Origin of the sequence: Gemmatimonas aurantiaca (assembly GCF_037190085.1) — a bacterium.
GTDB classification, from domain to species: Bacteria; Gemmatimonadota; Gemmatimonadetes; order Gemmatimonadales; family Gemmatimonadaceae; genus Gemmatimonas; species Gemmatimonas aurantiaca_A.
In genome coordinates this window covers 620,025-638,612 of sequence record NZ_JBBCJO010000005.1, presented here as the reverse complement: position 1 = coordinate 638,612, position 18,588 = coordinate 620,025, and the positions used below count along the sequence as shown (strand labels likewise).

The following is an 18,588-nucleotide window of genomic DNA, read 5'->3' as shown; positions in this document are numbered from 1 at the left end:
TTCCCGGACATTTCAGGGGATTGCCTGACACGGCGTGTTTCTGTCGTCCCCGTACATTTTCTCATGCGACTCACGCGATTCACCGACAATGCGCTGCGGTGCCTGATGGTGCTGGGCCTCGAACCGGAGGCATGCATTCCCGTGCACACCATCGCCGTGCGCATGAACATGTCGCACGAGCATCTGGTGAAGATCGTGCAACGTCTCGCCGAACTGGGCTACGTCGAAACCGTGCGGGGCCGCAATGGCGGCGTACGGCTCGCGATGCCGGCCACGGCGATCGCGCTCGGAGTCCTGGTGCGCAGGATGGAGGACAATCTCGCGCTGGTGGAATGTTTCGACCCCGAGCACAACACCTGTCCCATTGCTCCGGCCTGCGTCCTGGCCGGCATGCTCGACGAGGCGTTGTCGGCGTTTCTGGCCGTGCTCGATGGGTATTCGCTGGCCGATGCGCTGCGACCGGGACGTCAGCTCACGGTGCTCATGCGCGCGATGCCGACGCTGCCTCTGGCGCCGCCGTCTCCGGCATAGTCCGCGGAAGACACGTAGCGAACAGACGCAGGTAGTTCGCCACGACGGCCAGGGTGCCCACGCTCCACGACGCGGCACCGATGGTGACGAGCGTCCGCTGCTGCATCCACACTCCCATCGCGAGCAGCATCCATCCGGCGGCCAGACTGCTGGCGGCGACGATCTGCCAATCGGTGCGCAGCAGGTTGTTGGGCGATCCCATCGCCCTGAGACGGGGCCGGGATGGCGCGAGGTGCAGGAAGGTGATGTGTGGCAGGATTTTCGACATCACGCCGATCACCAGCATGATCAGCCAACCCAGCAGCAGTACCAGCAGCGCCGCGGCCCAGTGATGCAGCGACAGCGGACTGCCGACGAAGATGATCACGCCCATCACCACCGCCGTCCCGAAGGCGCAGGCGGCCAGGGCCACGTGACGCAGTGGTGCGTCGAGGGAGCGCTGACGTCGCCGGAACCATGAGGCCAGCAGCCATGTGGCGAGCGCACCGCTGACGAGCAGCGTGGCGGAGCCCGCCCGCAACAACCAACGCTGGGTGAGCACCGCGCCCAGGGCGAATACCGCGAGTCCGATGCTGGTGAGCCAGAGATGCCACTCCAGCCGGCGGCGATCGTCGCCCGGCGCCGAGAGAAACGTGGGGATCATCCGACTGCCCACGCCGATGGCGGACAGTGTGCCGAATCCCACGGCACCCAACAGCGCGTGCGCAGCCAGCAGATAGAGTCGATCGACGTGCCACCAACCCAGCGTCTCGCCGATACGTGCCGCGGCGATGGCCATGCCGAATCCCAGGGCCGAATGGGCGACGGTGACGTAGGTGGCCACGAGGCGACCGTTGACGCTGTGTCGTCGCGCCCGGAGTGTGTTGCGCGAATGAGCACCGACCGCCGCGAAGATGAACAGCCAGCCGATGCCCTGCAGAGCGCCCTGCCACCACCAGAAGCCGGTCACCAGCGCCAGCACGCCGATCTGAAACAGCCAGAAGCCCCAATAGCCGAGGCGGAAGCTGCGGAGCGGGACGCCGAGCCCTCCCGGTACGAACTGGAGCAGGGTGCCGAAGATGGCCGACCCCATCGCGCCGAGCATGACGATGTGGACGAAGACGATGACCAGCGGATCGAACACCAGGCCCCGCACCAGTCGGGGCCCGACGATGAGCAGCACCGGGGCGGCGACGGCGAGCCAGCCGAGTGTGGCGGCAAAGTGCAGCGCCGGCAGTGCCAGCGGGGGCGCCATGGCCGGCCCTCCCGCCTGGGGCAGTGGTCGGAGCGGCGGACGGGGAGTGGGACCGGGGCTGTGCATGGCGCGCGGTGTGTCGGATGTAATGAGGTATGTAATACTCCACTAATATGGAAACGACAGGCGCATGAGGTAGTCGGAGAAATCCTGACGGAGTGGCGTCCCGTGTTTGTTCGGTATATGTTCGCAGAACTAATATTCTCAAGGAAGTGTGCGTAAATATCTGCTCGTTTTGCACTAATTAGTCTTGTTTTTGCGATAAATGAATGAAAATATGCAAAACGCTTAGTGCTTTGTGCCGCACATGCGCGTCTTTAGGCGCACAACCCCCACGTCCCGTGAAACTGATCGTCGCCGTCATACGCCCCGAAAAGCTGGCCGATGTCAAACGCGCCCTGTTCCAGGTGGGCGTGACCGGCATGACGCTCTCCCGTGTGAGCGGACACGGCGGTGAGCGGGACGTCGTCCAGCAATACCGCGGGGAATCCGTGGTCCTGGAATTTCACGAGAAGGTCCGCATCGAGATGGCCTGCTCGGAGGAGTTCGTCGAGCGCACCATCGAGGCCATCTGCGCGGGGGCCCGCACGGGCGACGTGGGCGACGGCAAGATCTTCGTGATGCCGCTCGAACGGACCGTGCGCATCCGCACGGGGGAACGCGACAACGACGCATTGACCGCCGTCAACGCCGATGAAGTCATGCGGCAGACGCAGCTCGAGATGCGGACGCCGGGAGAGGCCCGCTGATGCCGCTCTCCACACTGCCGCTCCTGCCCCTGGTGTGGGAGGCCGTGCCGGCCATCTCGGCCGGCGATACGGCCTGGGTGCTGGTGAGCACCGCACTGGTGGCCTTCATGGTGCCCGGACTCGCGTTCTTCTACGGGGGACTCGTGCGCAGCAAGAGCGCGCTCAACACCATGCTCATGAGTCTCGCGGCGCTGGCGCTGGTGACCGTGCAGTGGGTGCTCTGCGGGTACAGCCTCGCATTCGGCCCCGGTTCCCACTGGATCGGCGGTCTCGAATGGATCGGTCTGCGCGGTGTCTCGGCGGCCCCCAATCCCACCTACGCCGCCGCACTGCCGCAGCTCCTCTTCACGGCCTTCCAGGGCATGTTCGCCGGCATCACGGTGGCGCTCTTCTCCGGCGCCGTGATCGATCGCATGCGCTTCGTGGCGTATCTGGTGTTCGGGGTGATCTGGACCACCTGCATCTACGACCCGCTGGCGCACTGGGTCTGGGGCGACGGAGGCTGGCTCCGGTCGCTGGGTGCGCTCGATTTTGCGGGCGGCACGGTGGTACACATCAGCGCCGGTGTCACTGCCGTCGTGCTGGCGCTCGTGCTCGGTCCGCGCCGCGATTTCCGGCGTGTGCCCACGGTGCCGCACAATGTGCCGTTTGCACTGCTCGGCGCCGGCATGCTGTGGTTCGGCTGGTTCGGGTTTAATGCCGGCTCGGCGCTCGCGGCCGATGGCATTGCCGCCAACGCGCTCATGAGCACCCATGCCGCGGCCGCGGCCGGACTGATCACCTGGATCGCGCTGGAAATCCTGCGCGGCGGCCGCGCCACGGCCGTGGGCGGCGCCACCGGTGTGGTGGTGGGATTGGTGGCCATCACACCGGCCGCCGGTTTCGTGTCTCCTCTGGCCGGACTCGCGATCGGTGCGCTGGCGGCGCCATGTTCGTTTTTTGCACTGCACTTCCGTCCGAAGACGCGGATCGACGACACGCTCGACGTATTTGCCTGTCATGGCGTGGCCGGCATCATGGGCGCCGTGCTGACGGGAGTCTTCGCTTCGAAGGACGTCAACCCGAATGGAGCGGATGGCCTGCTGGCGGGCAATCCGTCGCTGGCGGCTATTCAGTTGCTCGCCGTCGTGGCGACGATCGTATTCGTGGCCGTGGCGAGCGTGGTGATCCTCAAGGTTCTCGGCATGGTGATGTCATTGCGGGTACCGGTGGAAGCGGAAGTGCAGGGCATCGACATCGCCGAGCACGGCGAGGAGGCCTATCACGGCAGTGACCTCAGTGATCTCACGGGCCGGCGCACGGCGCTCGGCGACAGCGTGGTCATCACGGCCAGTGATCTGGCGCGGGTGCCGCGCACGGCGTGAATGTCTCGTGAACACCTCGTGTCTGAGGCCGCGTCGCCCGATAAGGCAGGCGTCGCGGCCTTCTGTTCATCCATCACTCATCAATCACTGTAGTGGCGCGACTTTCGCGACCCCTTGGAGTCGAAGCGCCAAGGCAACGGCACTCGCACTATCGGGTGCCGACAGCACGACCACGCCATCCTTCGCGTGCACCTGCACCAGAGGCTCGCGTTGCGCGTCCACGAACAACGACACTTTCCCGAATGGCGCCATCTCGAACCACCCGAGGTAGGTATTGCCAGTCTGGACCCCATTGAGGCGCCTCCCCAGGCCGCTCAACCCATGCCGGAGTACGACGGAATCGATGTCGGCGTACGCGATCGATCGCCGGTAGGTCCACGCGCGCACCGTCAGCGAATCGGCGGTCTCCACGATCGTCGGCTGCACGCCGCGTCCAACAAGCACGACGGCCGCAAGCGTGATCAGGATGATCACCAATGCGAGCACCCCACCGGCCTGGGGAACGACGACGCCCTGCCTCTGCCCGCGCCGGGAGGAACGTGGTCGACTCTCCCGCATAGTATTCTTCCGATTCATGGGACGCTTTCATGAGACGTTTTCATGAGACGTTCTCGGCTCGCATGTGGGCATCGCGAAACGCATCTCAGTGAGATTGCACCGTGGTGTCGGCAACCAGCAAGAATTGCAGAACATGGGAGGTGCAAAAATGCCTGAGCCGGCCAGAGCGGTGCGTGGAATCCTCGCCATCGGCATTATGTCGACCCTGGGGTGCAACAACAGCGATCCAGGCGTGACCGAAACCGGAGAATTTGGGGTGACGGGACGGGCCTCCCTTTCCGGTATGGTCGTCGACAGCCTGCAGCAGCCGCGGGATTCCTTTCACGTGACGGTACAGATCGCGTCGCCCTTCGCGTTCCATTTCGTCCGGAGTTCGGAGACCGGGCGCGATGGCCAGTTTCTGGTTGCCGTCGAGCAGCGTGCTGCCAGGTTACCGGGCGATTCCGTGGCGGGCGTGCTCCAGGCCACGTCCATGCGCGTCGCGGACACCCTCCCCGACGGTTCGCGGCAGGCAAATCGACAACCCGTCTGGGTGCACGTTGCCCCTCCGCCCCAGGCGCCATTTCCCCAATCCGTGATGATCGTCGTGCCCCGACGACGGTGACGTCTCCGATGTCCTCGACATCCTCGCCGCCCGCCTCGTACCAATCCTGCTGGTATCCTGCCGTTCATCCTGCAGGTATCGCCGCCGCAGGCGGCCCCTCACGGCCGGTGACTCGCCCCTCTCTCGCCGGAGACGCGCCGACCTCCGACCCCCAAAGAAAAAGCGCCCACCGTTCGGTGAGCGCTTCTGACATCTCGGTTACCGCGGAGCCAGCCCCGCGCCTCAACGCTTCTTGAGGGCGTCCTGCACCCAGGTCACCGGAATCATGAACAACGGCGAGAGGAACAACCCCAGCAGGATGTTGATCCAGATGAGCGCCATCCAGTAGGCGGTCATGCCGAGGGAAGCCCAGACGGTTCCCAGCGTGCCGTGTGATTCCACAGTGGTTCTCCGGAGACGAAAGTGAGCGACCAGCGATCAGGCGGTCGCCCGGTGCATAACAGACCTGCTGCGACGCTGTACGACGCGCTACAAGAGTAGTCGACGCGACCCGCGAAGGGAATGGGCGGCGGTCCGTGGACACCGCTTCTCTTTTCGCAGGCGCGTGGGGTGTTGACGAAGCAGCAGCCTCAAGGCATCAGTCCGGAGATGAGGTCCGCCCGCGACGACTTCCCTGACGCCTTCCCCGACGACGTCGCCTTCGAGGCGCCGGCCGAGCGCATTTCGGCTGACGATCTGTTGCGCGCGTCCATCGAGGTGGCGCTCGACGGCGTGGCGGAGCCACTGGTGCTGGCCGTGTCGGGTGGGAGCGACTCGATGGCGCTGCTCTTTGCCATGGTGCGCTGGGCGCCCGCGCGGATCGCCGCCGTGGCCACCTTCGATCATGGCACCGGGAGCTACGCCACGGACGCCGCGTCGCTGGTGGCGGCCGAAGGCCGGCGGCTGGGGCTGACGGTCATCCGCGAGCGGGCCCGCCGCATCGGGTCGAGCGAGGCCGCGTGGCGGGAGGCGCGCTGGAGCTTCCTGCATCGGGTGGCGCGGGGCTTTCACGCCCGCGTGGCCACGGCGCACACCCGCGACGATCAGGCCGAAACGATCGTGATGCGTCTCCTGCGGGGCAGCGGGGCCCGCGGGCTGGCCGCGCTGGCCGCGCCCTCACCGGTGGTGCGCCCCTGGCTCGGCGTGTCGCGCGACGAACTGGCGCGATGGCTCGAAGGGGAGAGGCTCCCGTTCCTCGAAGACCCCATGAACGCGTCGCGATACTTCCTGCGCGCGCGGGTCCGGCATGAGCTGCTGCCGGCTCTCGAGAGCGCGTCGCCCGGCTTCCGCGACGCCATGCTGGAGCTGGGCGAGCGGGCCGCCCGGTGGCGGCGGGAGGTGGAGCGGTATCTCGACAGCTGCGGCGTGCAGGTCGGGGAATCGGGACACCGCGCGAGCCTGCCGGTGGCGGTGTTCGAACGGACCACCGAAGACGGCTGGGGCGTGCTCTGGCCGGCGCTGTGTGCACGGGCAGGCGTGACGCTCGACGCCCACGGAACCCGTGCCGCGGTCCGGTTTACCAGCAGCCAACGTCGGGGGGCGTACATCACGATAGCCGGGGGAGCGACGATCATGCGGACACGCGAAGGCGGCGTGGACGTGTTTGCCGTGCGATCCCCGGCTGCCGTTGCAACAGCGGGAGAATGGGCCGGTGATGCGGCGGCGGTGCCGCGTCGGATCGGTCGCTGGCGCTTCCGTCGTCTGACCACGCCGCCGTCGGCACCCGATGTCTGGTGTTTCGGGTTGCCCGCCGGCATGCCGGTCGTCGTCCGCCCATGGAGAGACGGGGACCGCATTCGCAGTGCGGGGGCTCCAGCAGGGAGACGGGTGACGCGGTATTTTACGGAGTTCCGGGTTCCCGTCCCCGATCGGTCGCAGTGGCCGGTGGTACTCGTCGACGATGAGTTGGCGTGGGTTCCAGGAGTGTGCCGCGGCCTCGCGGTCCCGTCCCGATCCGGTCGATCGGAACTGATCTGGTATCGGTGTGAGCGCGAGTTTGACTGAACAGCGACAGGATGTCCGTCCGGATCCCCGGCTCGATGGCCGCGCCATGAAGCGCGTGGTCTTCGACGCCCCCGCGATCGCCTCACGCGTCGAAGCGCTGGGCGCGGAGATCACGGCCGCCTATCCCGATGGCGATCTGCTGGTGCTCGGACTGCTCAAGGGGAGCTTCATCTTCCTGAGCGATCTGGTGCGCCACATCAATCGTCCGCTGCAGGTGGATTTCCTCGTGGCCTCGTCATACGGCGACGCGATGGAATCCACCGGTGTGGTCCGGCTGCTCTACGATCCCGAAACCGAACTCGAAGGGAAGCACATCCTGCTCGTCGAGGACATCGTCGATTCCGGTCGCACGCTCAACCGGCTCGTCGAGCTGCTGCGCGAACGTCATCCCCGCTCGCTGGAGATCTGCGCCTTGCTGCACAAGCACATCGCCATCGAGCTTCGTCATCCCACGCGGTTCGTCGGGTTCGACGCCCCGCATGAATTCCTCGTCGGCTACGGGCTCGATCATGCCGAGAATTTTCGGCATCTCCCGTACGTCGCCAGTCTGCAGTAAGGCGGTCACCCATGGCATCCAACATGACGCCCGCGCCGAAGAAGCCCAACAACTGGGGGCGCTGGTCCAAGACGCTCTCGTTCTGGATTCTCGTGATCCTGATCCCCGTGGCCTTCCTGTCGTACGGGAACGGACGCGAGGCGCAGGCTCCGGAAATCGGCTATTCGGACTACCGCCAGCAGCTCGAGGCGGGAAACATCAAGTCGGCCACGTTCCAGTCGGACAACGTGCTCGTCGGGCAGTTCAATCAGCCCGTGCGGGTGCAGAACCACGAGGCCAAGCGCTTCACCGTGCGCATGGTGCAGGGCTCGCTGGCGGCGGAGCAGGATCGTCTCTATGCCCGCGGTGTGCGCACCGCGTCGCAGGAACCGCGCTTCAACGCCGGCAGCTTCCTCATCACGATGCTGCCCTACATCCTGCTCATCGGCTTCTGGGTCTTCCTGTTCCGGCAGATGCAGGCGGGCGGCAACAAGGCCTTCTCGTTCGGCAAGAGCAAGGCCAAGCTGCTGAGCGGCGACACGCCGAAGATCACGTTCGCCGATGTGGCGGGCGCCGACGAAGCCAAGGTCGAACTGCAGGAGATCATCGAGTTCCTCAAGGACCCGCAGAAGTTCACGCGGCTCGGTGGTCGTCTGCCCAAGGGCGCGCTGCTGGTGGGCCCGCCGGGCACCGGCAAGACGCTGCTGGCCAAGGCCGTGGCCGGTGAAGCGGGCCGTCCGTTCTTCAGCATGTCGGGCTCCGACTTCGTCGAGATGTTCGTCGGCGTGGGCGCCTCGCGCGTGCGCGATCTCTTCGAACAGGGCAAGGCGCATGCGCCGTGCATCATCTTCATCGACGAAATCGACGCCGTGGGTCGCCATCGTGGAGCCGGCCTGGGCGGCGGGCACGACGAACGCGAGCAGACGCTCAATCAGCTGCTCGTGGAGATGGACGGCTTCGAGTCCAACGATGGGGTGATCCTCATTGCGGCGACCAACCGTCCCGACGTGCTCGATCCGGCGCTGCTGCGTCCGGGCCGTTTCGACCGGCAGATCGTGGTCGACGCGCCCGATCTGCGCGGCCGCGAAGGCATCCTCAAGGTGCATCTGCGCAACAAGCCCATCGCCGACGACGTGAGCGTGACGTCGCTGGCACGTGGCACCCCGGGCATGGCCGGCGCCGATCTGGCCAATCTCGTGAACGAAGGCGCGCTGCTCGCGGCGCGCAAGAATCACGAGAAGATCTGGATGAGCGATCTGGAGGAAGCCAAGGATCGGGTCATGCTGGGCGCCGAGCGCAAGTCGCTGGTGATGAAGGACGAAGAGCGCCGTCTCACCGCGTTCCACGAAGCCGGTCACGCCGTGTGCGCGATGATGGTGCCGGGCAACGATCCGCTGCACAAGGTCACCATCGTGCCGCGCGGTCGTGCGCTGGGTATCGCTTTCACACTGCCCGAGGACGATCGTGTCTCGGTGACACGTGAACAGCTCGAAGCGCGACTGGTGATGGCGTACGGCGGACGTGCGGCCGAGGAGATCGTGTTCGGCCACAATCGCGTGACCACCGGCGCGGCCAGCGACATTCAGCAGGCCACGAACATCGCCCGACGTTACGTCATGCAGTGGGGCCTGTCCGATACCATCGGGCCGATCCTCGTGGGCGACAACGAGCAGGAGCTCTTCCTCGGTCGTGAGATCCAGTCGCGTCGCGAAGTCTCCGAGCAGACGGCGCAGGTGGTGGACGCTGAAGTGAAGCGCGTGGCGTTCGAAGCGCATGCCCGTGCGGTGTCGGTGCTCACCGAGCATCGTCCGCTACTCGATGCCGTGGCCGGCGCGCTGCTGGAGCGGGAAACGCTCACGCGTGACGACATTCTGCTGCTCAAGGAGGGCAAGCCGTTGCCCCCGCGCATCGAACCCACGCTGCCCTCGTCTCCGGCGCAGGCCGCCAATCCGACCCAGAGCACGGCGCGTCCGGTGACGCCGCCGCTGCTCGGCGGTCCCGAGGTCGCCCCTGCGTAAGGCGCGGGCGGCTCGCGCCACGCACGTGGCCGCCACGGACGTGGCGTGATCGACCCGTTGAGCGTTCCGCTCACGTTCACCTGGCGCGACGGTCTCGAAATCGGGGTCGTCGCGCTGGTGTTCTATCGGCTGCTCGGATTCGTGCAGGGCCGGCGTGCCCTGCAGATCCTGGGTGGCGTGATCGTGCTCGTGGCCATCTACGGACTCGCCAACTGGCTGCAGTTGACGATGATCCGGCAGTTGCTCGGTCTGTTGTTCACGTACGGATTTTTCGCGCTCGTCATCATCTTCCAGCCGGAGTTGCGGGCCGCGCTGGCGCACCTCGGTCAGGCGCCGGTGACAAAACTCTTTCGCCGCGAAGAGTCGCTGGGCAAACCCGAAGACGAGATTGCCGACGCGGTGGAGCGCCTCTCGCGCAGTGGCGTGGGCGCCATCATCGCCATCGAGCGGGAGCTGCCGCTCGATGAATACGTGGAGAGCGGTTCATCGCTCGAAGCGCGTCTCACCACCGATCTGCTGGCCACGATCTTCACGCCGTATTCGCCGCTGCACGATGGCGCGGTGATCGTGCGGGGTGACCGGATCGTGGGAGCCGGATGCATTCTGCCGCTGTCGCAGGGGAACGTGAGTTCCCGTTCGATGGGCACGCGGCATCGGGCCGCACTGGGGCTGGCCGAAGAGACCGATGCGCTGGTGATCGTGGTGTCGGAGGAAACCGCCACGATTTCCGTGGCGCAGCACGGCGAGATGCAGTCGGGGCTCAGTCCCATGCAGGTGCGTGAGCTGGTGATGGGGGTGCCGCCCGGTACACGCAGTGGGGTGTCGTCGGGCACGTATTCGGGCACCTATCGCATACCGCGGGAGCCCGGGTGACCGCAGGCGCGCGCGGCGGACGGCGTCGTCGGGGTGTGCGATTGCCCTCGTCGGCGGTGGCGGCCGGCGTGACCACGATGGTGCTGTTCACGCTGTACCTGGCCACGGCCGCGCCCGATCTCACATTCTGGGACGCCAGTGAATTGACGACCGCGGCGCACACGCTGGGCATTCCCCATCCTCCGGGGACGCCGCTCTGGGTGTTGCTGGGCCACGTATGCGCCCTGGTGTTTCAGTCGGTCAATCCGGCGCGGGCCATCACCATGCTGTCGGTGGTGGCCGGCGCGCTCACCGGCGGCGTGGGCGCGTGGCTCGCCACCCGCTGGGTGGGCGCCCGGGGCGCGGTGGTGTCGGCGGTGCTGGCGGGCAGCTTCTACACCGTGTGGAACAACGCCACCGAGACCGAAGTGTACGCCGTGACGCTGCTGGCGAGCGTGCTGCTGCTGCTGGTGGCCGAACGCGCCGGCCGCGCGGATATCGACGAAACGCAGCGTCGGCGATTGCGTGGCGTCATGGCGTTTGTCGTGGGGCTCGCGATCCCGCTGCATCTCAGCGTGTGGGTGGCGCTGCCGGCGGCGGTGGCGTTTGCCTGGCCCGGCGTCCGGCGTGGGGAAGCCTCGTCGAGCGACAGGACGGAGGGCCGCTCATCGCAGAGCCACGCATCGACCGGCGTCCGTCCGGGCCGTGGTGAACTCGTCGGGTGGGTGCTGCTGGCGCTGCTCGGCGCGTCCGCGGTGATGGCGATGCCGCTGATGGCCATGCACGACCCGGCGCTCAACTCGGGAAATCCGGTCACGCTCGATGCGGTGCTCGCCGTGCTGCGTCGCGAGCAGTATCAGGTGGCCGGAATGTGGCCCAGGCAGGCGCCGCTCTGGCTGCAATTCGGCAACGTGCTGCAGTGGGCCGACTGGCAGGTGGGCTTCGGAGTGCAGCCCCGACCCGTCCCGTCGCTGGCGCGGACAGGACTGACCGTGCTGTTCGTGTGGTTGGCGATACTGGGGGTGCGCCGTCTGTGGCGACATGAAGCCCGGGTGGGGCGCGCCATGTTGCTGCTGGTGCTGTCGGCGTCGTTCGGCGTGGTGGTGTGGCTCAACATGCGCCTCGGCCCCACCTACGGCGGCGATCTCATTCCCGCCAACGCCATCCATGAAGCGCGCGAGCGGGACTATTTTTTCGCGCTGGCGTTCTGGGCGTGGGGGATGTTGGCCGGAGTCGGATTGACGGCGGTGAGTGCCGCCTTGCGGCGTGCGAGGCCGTCCGGGGTGTCTATCGACAGAGTGATCGACAGAGTGATCGACAGCCTGGCGATGCTGCCGCTGCTGGCCGCGGCCATCCCCATGGTGGTGAACCGCGCCGTCATCGATCGCACCCGCGAGCCGGCGGCCACCATGCCGCGCACCTACGCCCGGCTGCTGCTGGATGCGGTGCCTCAACACGGGGTGCTGGTGGCCGCGGGAGACAACGACACCTTCCCGCTGTGGTACCTGCAGCAGGTGGAGGACTATCGGGCCGATGTCACGGTGGTGACCGTCCCGCTGCTGGGCGCGGAGTGGTATCGGGCCCAGTTGGCCGGACAGGAATTGCTGGGACGGGACGCCGTGCAAGTCTGGCCCGGGTTGTCCGTGGCCCTGCGATCGGTGATGGCGCACGCCGAACGGGGACAACGTCCGGTACGGGTGAGTACGCTGCTCGAGCGGCATGAGCGCCTGCGGTTGGACCCCACGCGGGGTTGGGCGCTGGAGGGGCTGGTGTATGCGCCGTCGGAGCAGCTGGCCCCGGGCGCGACCGGACTGGATCTCGCCGCCATGCAACGCAGCCGTGACGCCACCCCCCGCTCAGCGCTGGCACCTCTGCCGGCCGGTGCCGATGCGGCCCAACAGACCACCCAGGAACTGCTGCGCTGCAATACTATAGAGCGCCTGACGGACTCGTTACTTGTGTCGGGGTGTAACGGGTTCTAACCTTATGTGCTATGCCAATTTCGGGCCACATCGTGACACCCGGTCCAGATTCCGATTCGCAGCGTCATGCGGAGCTTCATCCGGACGTTTCTCCGGGCCTTCCGCCGAAGTTTCTGGCGGACGTCCGGGAGGCAGTCCTGGAGGTGCGTTCGCGCATCGCCGGGGCCCGGGCGCGTGGCGGTCACGGGCAGGAGGTCACGCTCATTGCCGTGACCAAGACGCACGGTCCTGAGGCGGTGGAAGCCGCCTGGGCGGCGGGAGTGGCCGATGTAGGCGAGAACAAGGTGCAGGAGGCCGAGACCAAGATGGCGCAGGTCTCGGTGCCGGTGCGGTGGCATCTGATCGGACATCTGCAGCGCAACAAGGCACGGAACGCGTTGCGTTTCGACCTCGTCCACAGCGTGGACAGTGAACGGCTGGCCGTGGCGCTGCACGACGCGGCGGAGAAGGCCGACCAGTCGCTCGAGGTGTTGCTGCAGGTGAACGTGAGTGGTGAAGCGAGCAAGGGCGGTGTGGCGCCATCCGACGTGCCGGCGCTGGCCGAGCGACTGCAGCGTCTGTCGCGGCTGCGGGTGCGCGGCGTGATGACCATGGCGCCGTTCGAAGCGGACGAGGCGGCGTTGCGGACCGTGTTCAGCGGGGCGCGCGCGGCGCGCTCGGCGTTGCAGCAGGGCGGCCATCCGGCCGAGTGGTTGAGTATGGGGATGTCCGGCGACTACGAAATCGCTGTCGAGGAAGGCGCCACCCATGTGCGGCTGGGAACGGTGCTCTTCGGCAGCCGCACCTGAACGCGCGCAAGAGCACACGCAAGCATACCCAGTACGGGATCGGGAATGACCGACGAGCACTTCCAGGGATTTCACCTCACGGCACTCGACGTGCGACGCTACGACTTCGGCAATGCGTTGCGTGGGTACGATCGCGCGCGTGTCGATCAGTTCCGTGAGCAGGTGGCCGAGGAGTTCGAGCGTCTCGCGCGGGTGAATCAGGAACTCGAGACCAAGGCGCGCAATTTTCACGAGCAGCTCAAGTCGTTCCGCGATCGCGACAAGGCGCTGAACGAGGCGCTGGTGAGCGCGCAGCAGTTGCGTGGGGAGATCCGCGAGCAGGCCGAGCGCGAGGCCCAGCTCATCGTGCGTGAAGCGCAGGGGGAGGCGGAGCGCCAGTTGCAGGCTGTCCGCGACGAAGTGCGGCGGGCGGAGGAGGAACTGCAGGCGCTCTGGCGCACCCGTCGCAGCTATCTCGCGCAGTTGCGTCATCATCTCGAGCGGCAGCTGAGCGATCTCAATGCGGCCGAATCGGAGGCCATGCCCGACTTCTCCACGCCGCGGTCGACCACGACGCAGCGCAACGATCCACCCGTGGCGCGCGAACTCCGCGATCTGCGGGACATGCCGCCGCGTCCGGCCGCGCCGACGCCCTCGTGGCTCGATGCCGTGGAGGAAGGCCAGTGACGCTCACCCCCGGTGCGCGCCCGCAGCTGCAGTACACGCAGGAGCACACGGCGGTCTCGCTGTCGCACCCCGCGCTGGGATTGCATGCGCGCGAGCGTGTGGAAGCCTGCGCCCAGGCGGTACGCAAGCGTTTCCCGCGCACGGTCGATGCGGCCATCATCCTCGGTACCGGTCTCGGCGCGCTCGCCAGCGAGATCGAGGTGGAACAGGTCATCGACTATCACGACCTGCCCAACTTCCCGCTCTCCACGGTGGAATCGCATCGCGGACGGCTGTTGTGCGGCACGCTGAGTGGCAAGACGGTGATCGCCATGCAGGGGCGATTCCATCGGTACGAGGGATATTCACTCCAGCAGGTGACGTTTCCGGTGCGCGTGTTGCGCGCACTCGGGGCGGAAACGCTGATCGTCAGCAACGCCTGCGGCGGCATGCATCCGTTGTGGACGCCGGGTGACCTCATGCTCATCGCCGATCACATCAATCTGCTCGGCGACAATCCGCTCATCGGTCCCAACGACGACACGCTCGGGCCGCGGTTTCCCGACATGTCCGAGCCCTACGATGCGCGGTTGCGCATCGTGGCCCGTGAGGTGGCGTTGTCGCACGGCGTGACGCTGCGCGAAGGGGTCTACGTGGCGGTGCAGGGCCCCAATCTCGAGACGCGTGCCGAGTACCGCTTCCTGCGCGGGATCGGTGCCGATGTGGTGGGGATGTCCACGGTGCCGGAAGTGATCGTGGCCGTACACGGCGGCATGAAGGTGCTGGGCCTGTCGATCATCACCGACAGCTGCCTCCCCGATGCGCTGCAGCCGGCCAGTCTCGAGGACATCATCGCCGTGGCGCGTGGGGCCGAGCCCAAACTCTCGGCCGTGGTGGCCGGCGTGCTGGCGCGCCTCTGATCTCGACGAACGTCCGCGCCTTCCTCGCCGTTGTAGTTTCCCCGATCACCATTTCTGCAGTTCCGCCTTTCATCGATCTCCAGGATCTCCAGCGTACATGACCGTGCCGCAGGACGCCGTACTGTTTCCGTTGCTCCCCGAGACCAGCGCTGACGCGCTCGAAACCGGCCTGCTCGCCCAGTGGGAATCCGAGCGGTTGTTCGAGCAGACGCAGGCTGCGCGTGCTAACGGAAAGCCGTTCGTGTTCTTCGAGGGCCCACCGACGGCCAACGGACGTCCGGGCATTCACCACGTGTTCTCGCGCACGATCAAGGATCTCTTCTGCCGCCATCGTGCGATGCAGGGATACTTCGTGCCGCGGAAGGCCGGGTGGGACACGCATGGCCTGCCGGTCGAGATCGAGGTGGAGAAGGAACTGCAGCGTGAAGAGGCCGCGCGTCTGGGGGTCGATCCCAGCGAGATCGCGAAGCTCGGGGGCAAGCAGCTCATCGAACAGGTGGGCGTGGCGGAGTTCAATCGCCGCTGCCGCGAGAGCGTGTGGAAGTATCGCGGCGAGTGGGAAAAGCTGTCGCAGCGCACGGCATACTGGCTGGACTATGCGCACCCCTACGTCACGTACTCCCACGATTTCGTGGAGAGTGTGTGGTGGGCGTTGCGCACGCTGCACGACAAACAACTGTTGACGCGCGGCCACAAGATCCTGCCCTACTGCGCGCGCTGCGGCACGGCGTTGTCGAGCCACGAAGTTGCCCAGGGCTACGAAGACGTGGAGGACCCGAGCGTCTACGTGGCACTCGATCTGCTCGACGAAGCGGGCAATGCGCCGGCGATGCGTCGCCGCATCCTGGTGTGGACCACCACCCCGTGGACGCTGGTGTCCAACACCGCGCTGGCCGTGCACCCCGATCTCGCCTACGTGGAGCTGCGCAAGAAGAGCGGGGCGGAGTGGACCATCATCCTGGCCGAAGCGCGGGCCGCCGGTGTGCTCGGCGCCGACTGGGCCGATCGCTGGGACGTGGTGCAGACGCTCAGCGGCCGCGACCTCATGGGCCGGCGGTATCGTCGCCCGCTCGACTGGGTGCCGTACCCGGACGAGGGGCGGCACGAGATCATCGTGGGTGAGGATTTCGTCTCGGCCGAAGACGGGTCGGGCGTGGTGCACATGGCGCCGGCGTTCGGCGCCGACGACTACGCCGCGGGACAGCGGCACGGGCTCGCGTTCCTGCAGCCGGTGAATGCGCGCGGCGAGTTCGTGGACGGGGTGCCCGAAGTGGCCGGCGTGTTCGTGAAGCAGGCCGACGCACGCATCATCGAAGTGCTGAAGGAGCGCGACGTGCTGTGGAAGGCGAGCGCGTTCACGCACTCGTACCCGCACTGCTGGCGCTGCGGCACGCCGCTGCTGTATTACGCGCGTGGATCGTGGTTCGTGCGGACGACCGCGGTGCGGGAGCAACTGCTGGCGCGCAACGGGCAGGTGAACTGGAATCCGCCCGAAGTGGGGTCCGGACGGTTCGGCGAATGGTTGTCCAACAACGTCGACTGGGCCATCTCGCGCGATCGGTACTGGGGCACGCCGTTGCCGGTGTGGATCAACGACGAGGATCCGTCCGAAGTGGATGTCATCGGCAGCTATGCCGATCTGGCGCAGCGCATCGGCCGGCCGTTGCCCGACGACTTCGATCCGCACAAGCCGCACGTCGATCAATACACGTGGCCGGCGCCGAGCGGGAAGGGCACGATGCGTCGGGTGCCCGAGGTGATCGACACCTGGTTCGACTCGGGCTCGATGCCGTTCGCGCAGTGGCACTTCCCGTTCGAGAACCACGACAAGGTGCAGGCGCAGTATCCGGCCGACTACATCTGCGAAGGTGTGGATCAGACACGCGGCTGGTTCTATTCGCTGCTGGCGATCGCGACCACGCTGGGCGACGCGCTGCCCAACAACGCCGAAGGGCAGGCCGCGCCGTATCGCAACGTGGTGGTGAACGACCTGGTGCTCGATGCCCAGGGGCAGAAGATGTCGAAGAGTCGCGGCAATGTCGTGAACCCGTGGGAGGTGCTCGAACGCCACGGGGCCGACGCGGTGCGTCTGTTCCTCATCGGTTCGAGTCAGGTGTGGGTGCCGCGCCGTTTCGACGAGAACGCCATCCGTGAGACGGCGGGTCGCTTCCTGCTCACGCTGCGCAATGTCTACAACGGCATCTTCGCGCAGTACGCGAACTTCGGATGGCAGCCGGGTGCGCTCGATCCGAAAGTGGAAGACCGGCCCGCGCTCGATCGATGGGTGCTCTCGCGTCTCACGCAGGTGGAGCGTGAGGTGAACGCGCACATGGACAACTACGACGCCACGCTGGCGGCCCGTCGGGTCATGCAGTTCATGGACGACGATGTCTCCAAGTGGTACGTGCGTCTGTCGCGGGCGCGTTTCTACGAGGTGGAGGGGGCCGACAACCGGGCCGCATTTGCCACGCTGCACGAGGTGCTCGTGGTCACCTGCCGCCTGCTGGCCCCGTTCGCCCCGTTCATGACCGATGCGCTGCATCGCCCGCTCACGGGAACCTCCGTGCATCTGGCGAGTTACACGCGGGAGTCACCGACACCGGTGGACGAAACGCTCGAGACGGCCATGAACGACCTGCGTACGCTGGCGGGATTGGCCCATGCGGCGCGTGACGTGGCCGATGTGAAGGTGCGTCAACCGCTTCCGTCGCTGCAGTGCGTGGTGCCGGGAGACGCCGCGGCGGTGGCCTCGCTGGGAGCCCTGCTGGCGGCGGAACTCAACGTGAAACAGGTGGAATTCGTCACCTCCACGGACGCGCTCGTTTCGTTGGAGGCGAAGGCGAATTTCCGTACGCTGGGCAAGAAGTTCGGCAAGGAAACGCCGCTCGTGGCCGAGGCGGTGGCGGTGATGCCGGCGGAGCTGCTGCGGCAGCTGGCGGCCGGCGCATCGGTGTCCATCGAGGTCGGCGGGAGCGCGCGCTTGATTGCGCCCGAGGACGTGACCATCATCCGGCGCGCTTCGGGAGCCGCCGTGGTGCAGGAACATGCGGGGTATGGGGTGGCGCTCGATCCCACCATCACACCCGAACTGCGTGCCGAGGGACTGGCGCGTGAGGTCGTCAGCCGCGTGCAGCGTTTGCGGAAGGAAGCGCAACTGGCCGTCAGCGACCGCATTGCGGTGGCCGTGGCCGGTGACGAGGAGCTGGAAGGTGCTGTGCTCGCGCATCGCGAGCACATCGCCCAGGAAGTGCTCGCCGTGCGATTGCTGCTCGGCGGGGAACCCGGATCGCCGTTCCTCGCGGATGGGGACGGCAGCACGTGGACTGCAACGCTCGCCGCGGATGTCGATGGACATCCGTTGCGGCTGGCGCTTACCAAGGAAGGGTCGTGATGGCTGAATCGAAGACGACGTCGACGAAGGACGTGAAGAAGTCGAAGCCGATGCCGAAGAAGCAGCTCCAGTACTTCGAGAAGCGGCTGCTCGACGAACGGAAGCGCGTCCTGAAGGAACTCGGGCATCACGGTGAGGCGTTCGGACCCAACGGGGAATCGGACAGCGGCGATACCAGCGCCTATTCGTTCCACATGGCCGATCAGGGCACCGATGCCATGGAACGCGAAAAGGCTTTCCTGTTCGCATCGAAGGAAGGCCGGTTCCTGTGGCACATCGATCAGGCGTTGCGGCGGCTGTACAAGGCGCCGGAGACGTTCGGCAAGTGTCATCAGTGCGGCGAGGACATCGCGTTCGAACGACTCGATGCGCTGCCCAACGCGCGGTACTGCATCGCGTGCAAGCAGCGTGAGGAAGACTCCAAGAAGAGCTGA

Annotated in this window: 17 protein-coding genes; 14 read left to right on the top strand and 3 right to left on the bottom strand. The window is 66.6% G+C overall.

Features of this window, described 5'->3' with window-relative positions; translation table 11 throughout:
• Positions 1-63 precede the first annotated feature (63 nt).
• Entirely contained in the window at positions 64-531 is a 468-nt protein-coding gene (locus WG208_RS08580) for an Rrf2 family transcriptional regulator (RefSeq protein ID WP_337170923.1), read from the top strand.
• On the opposite strand, the gene WG208_RS08575 is transcribed toward WG208_RS08580, so the two are convergent.
• Positions 482-1,765: a hypothetical protein gene (locus tag WG208_RS08575; RefSeq protein WP_337170922.1), complete on the bottom strand. Its 1,284-nt coding sequence runs from the start codon at positions 1,763-1,765 to the stop codon at positions 482-484. The two genes, WG208_RS08580 and WG208_RS08575, sit on opposite strands and share 50 nt — an antisense overlap.
• 341 nt (positions 1,766-2,106) lie before the next feature.
• Between WG208_RS08575 and WG208_RS08570 the strand changes: the two genes are divergently transcribed.
• Entirely contained in the window at positions 2,107-2,514 is a 408-nt protein-coding gene (locus WG208_RS08570) for a P-II family nitrogen regulator (RefSeq protein WP_337170921.1), read from the top strand.
• A complete protein-coding gene (locus WG208_RS08565; protein ID WP_337170920.1) occupies positions 2,514-3,878 on the top strand; it encodes an ammonium transporter in 1,365 nt (454 codons plus the stop codon). The genes WG208_RS08570 and WG208_RS08565 overlap by 1 nt, the downstream gene beginning before the upstream one ends.
• Before the next feature lie 84 nt (positions 3,879-3,962).
• Here WG208_RS08565 and WG208_RS08560 read toward each other — a convergent pair whose 3' ends face one another.
• Positions 3,963-4,454: a PH domain-containing protein gene (locus tag WG208_RS08560; protein WP_337170919.1), complete on the bottom strand. Its 492-nt coding sequence runs from the start codon at positions 4,452-4,454 to the stop codon at positions 3,963-3,965.
• 46 nt (positions 4,455-4,500) lie between these two features.
• On the opposite strand from WG208_RS08560, the gene WG208_RS08555 reads away from it, so the two are divergent.
• On the top strand, positions 4,501-5,040 hold the full coding sequence (locus WG208_RS08555) for a hypothetical protein (RefSeq protein ID WP_337170918.1): 540 nt from the start codon (positions 4,501-4,503) through the stop codon (positions 5,038-5,040).
• A gap of 222 nt (positions 5,041-5,262) precedes the next feature.
• Here WG208_RS08555 and WG208_RS08550 read toward each other — a convergent pair whose 3' ends face one another.
• On the bottom strand, positions 5,263-5,421 hold the full coding sequence (locus WG208_RS08550) for a hypothetical protein (protein ID WP_337170917.1): 159 nt from the start codon (positions 5,419-5,421) through the stop codon (positions 5,263-5,265).
• Between the two features lie 207 nt (positions 5,422-5,628).
• Here WG208_RS08550 and tilS point away from each other — a divergent pair, with 207 nt between their 5' ends.
• The 10 genes from tilS (at position 5,629) to WG208_RS08500 (ending at position 18,588) form a co-directional block, all read left to right on the top strand.
• A complete protein-coding gene (gene tilS / locus WG208_RS08545) occupies positions 5,629-7,023 on the top strand; it encodes a tRNA lysidine(34) synthetase TilS (protein ID WP_337170916.1) in 1,395 nt (464 codons plus the stop codon).
• Positions 7,004-7,579 carry a hypoxanthine phosphoribosyltransferase gene (gene hpt / locus WG208_RS08540; RefSeq protein WP_337170915.1) on the top strand — a complete coding sequence of 192 codons (576 nt, stop codon included), beginning with the start codon at positions 7,004-7,006 and terminating at the stop codon, positions 7,577-7,579. Before tilS ends, hpt begins: the two co-directional genes overlap by 20 nt.
• Before the next feature lie 11 nt (positions 7,580-7,590).
• Positions 7,591-9,576, top strand: a complete 1,986-nt coding sequence (gene ftsH, locus WG208_RS08535; protein WP_337170914.1) for an ATP-dependent zinc metalloprotease FtsH — start codon at positions 7,591-7,593, stop codon at positions 9,574-9,576.
• A 45-nt stretch (positions 9,577-9,621) separates the two neighbouring features.
• On the top strand, positions 9,622-10,449 hold the full coding sequence (cdaA, locus tag WG208_RS08530; RefSeq protein ID WP_337170913.1) for a diadenylate cyclase CdaA: 828 nt from the start codon (positions 9,622-9,624) through the stop codon (positions 10,447-10,449).
• Complete coding sequence (locus tag WG208_RS08525; protein ID WP_337170912.1) at positions 10,446-12,410, top strand: DUF2723 domain-containing protein; 1,965 nt, start codon at positions 10,446-10,448, stop codon at positions 12,408-12,410. Before cdaA ends, WG208_RS08525 begins: the two co-directional genes overlap by 4 nt.
• A gap of 143 nt (positions 12,411-12,553) precedes the next feature.
• On the top strand, positions 12,554-13,198 hold the full coding sequence (locus tag WG208_RS08520) for a YggS family pyridoxal phosphate-dependent enzyme (protein ID WP_337170911.1): 645 nt from the start codon (positions 12,554-12,556) through the stop codon (positions 13,196-13,198).
• A gap of 45 nt (positions 13,199-13,243) precedes the next feature.
• Positions 13,244-13,864, top strand: a complete 621-nt coding sequence (locus WG208_RS08515; RefSeq protein ID WP_337170910.1) for a DivIVA domain-containing protein — start codon at positions 13,244-13,246, stop codon at positions 13,862-13,864.
• Positions 13,865-13,962: 98 nt separating this feature from the next.
• Entirely contained in the window at positions 13,963-14,763 is an 801-nt protein-coding gene (locus WG208_RS08510) for a purine-nucleoside phosphorylase (RefSeq protein ID WP_345786976.1), read from the top strand.
• A 97-nt stretch (positions 14,764-14,860) separates the two neighbouring features.
• On the top strand, positions 14,861-18,154 hold the full coding sequence (gene ileS / locus WG208_RS08505; protein ID WP_337170908.1) for an isoleucine--tRNA ligase: 3,294 nt from the start codon (positions 14,861-14,863) through the stop codon (positions 18,152-18,154).
• Complete coding sequence (locus tag WG208_RS08500; protein WP_337170907.1) at positions 18,154-18,588, top strand: TraR/DksA C4-type zinc finger protein; 435 nt, start codon at positions 18,154-18,156, stop codon at positions 18,586-18,588. Before ileS ends, WG208_RS08500 begins: the two co-directional genes overlap by 1 nt.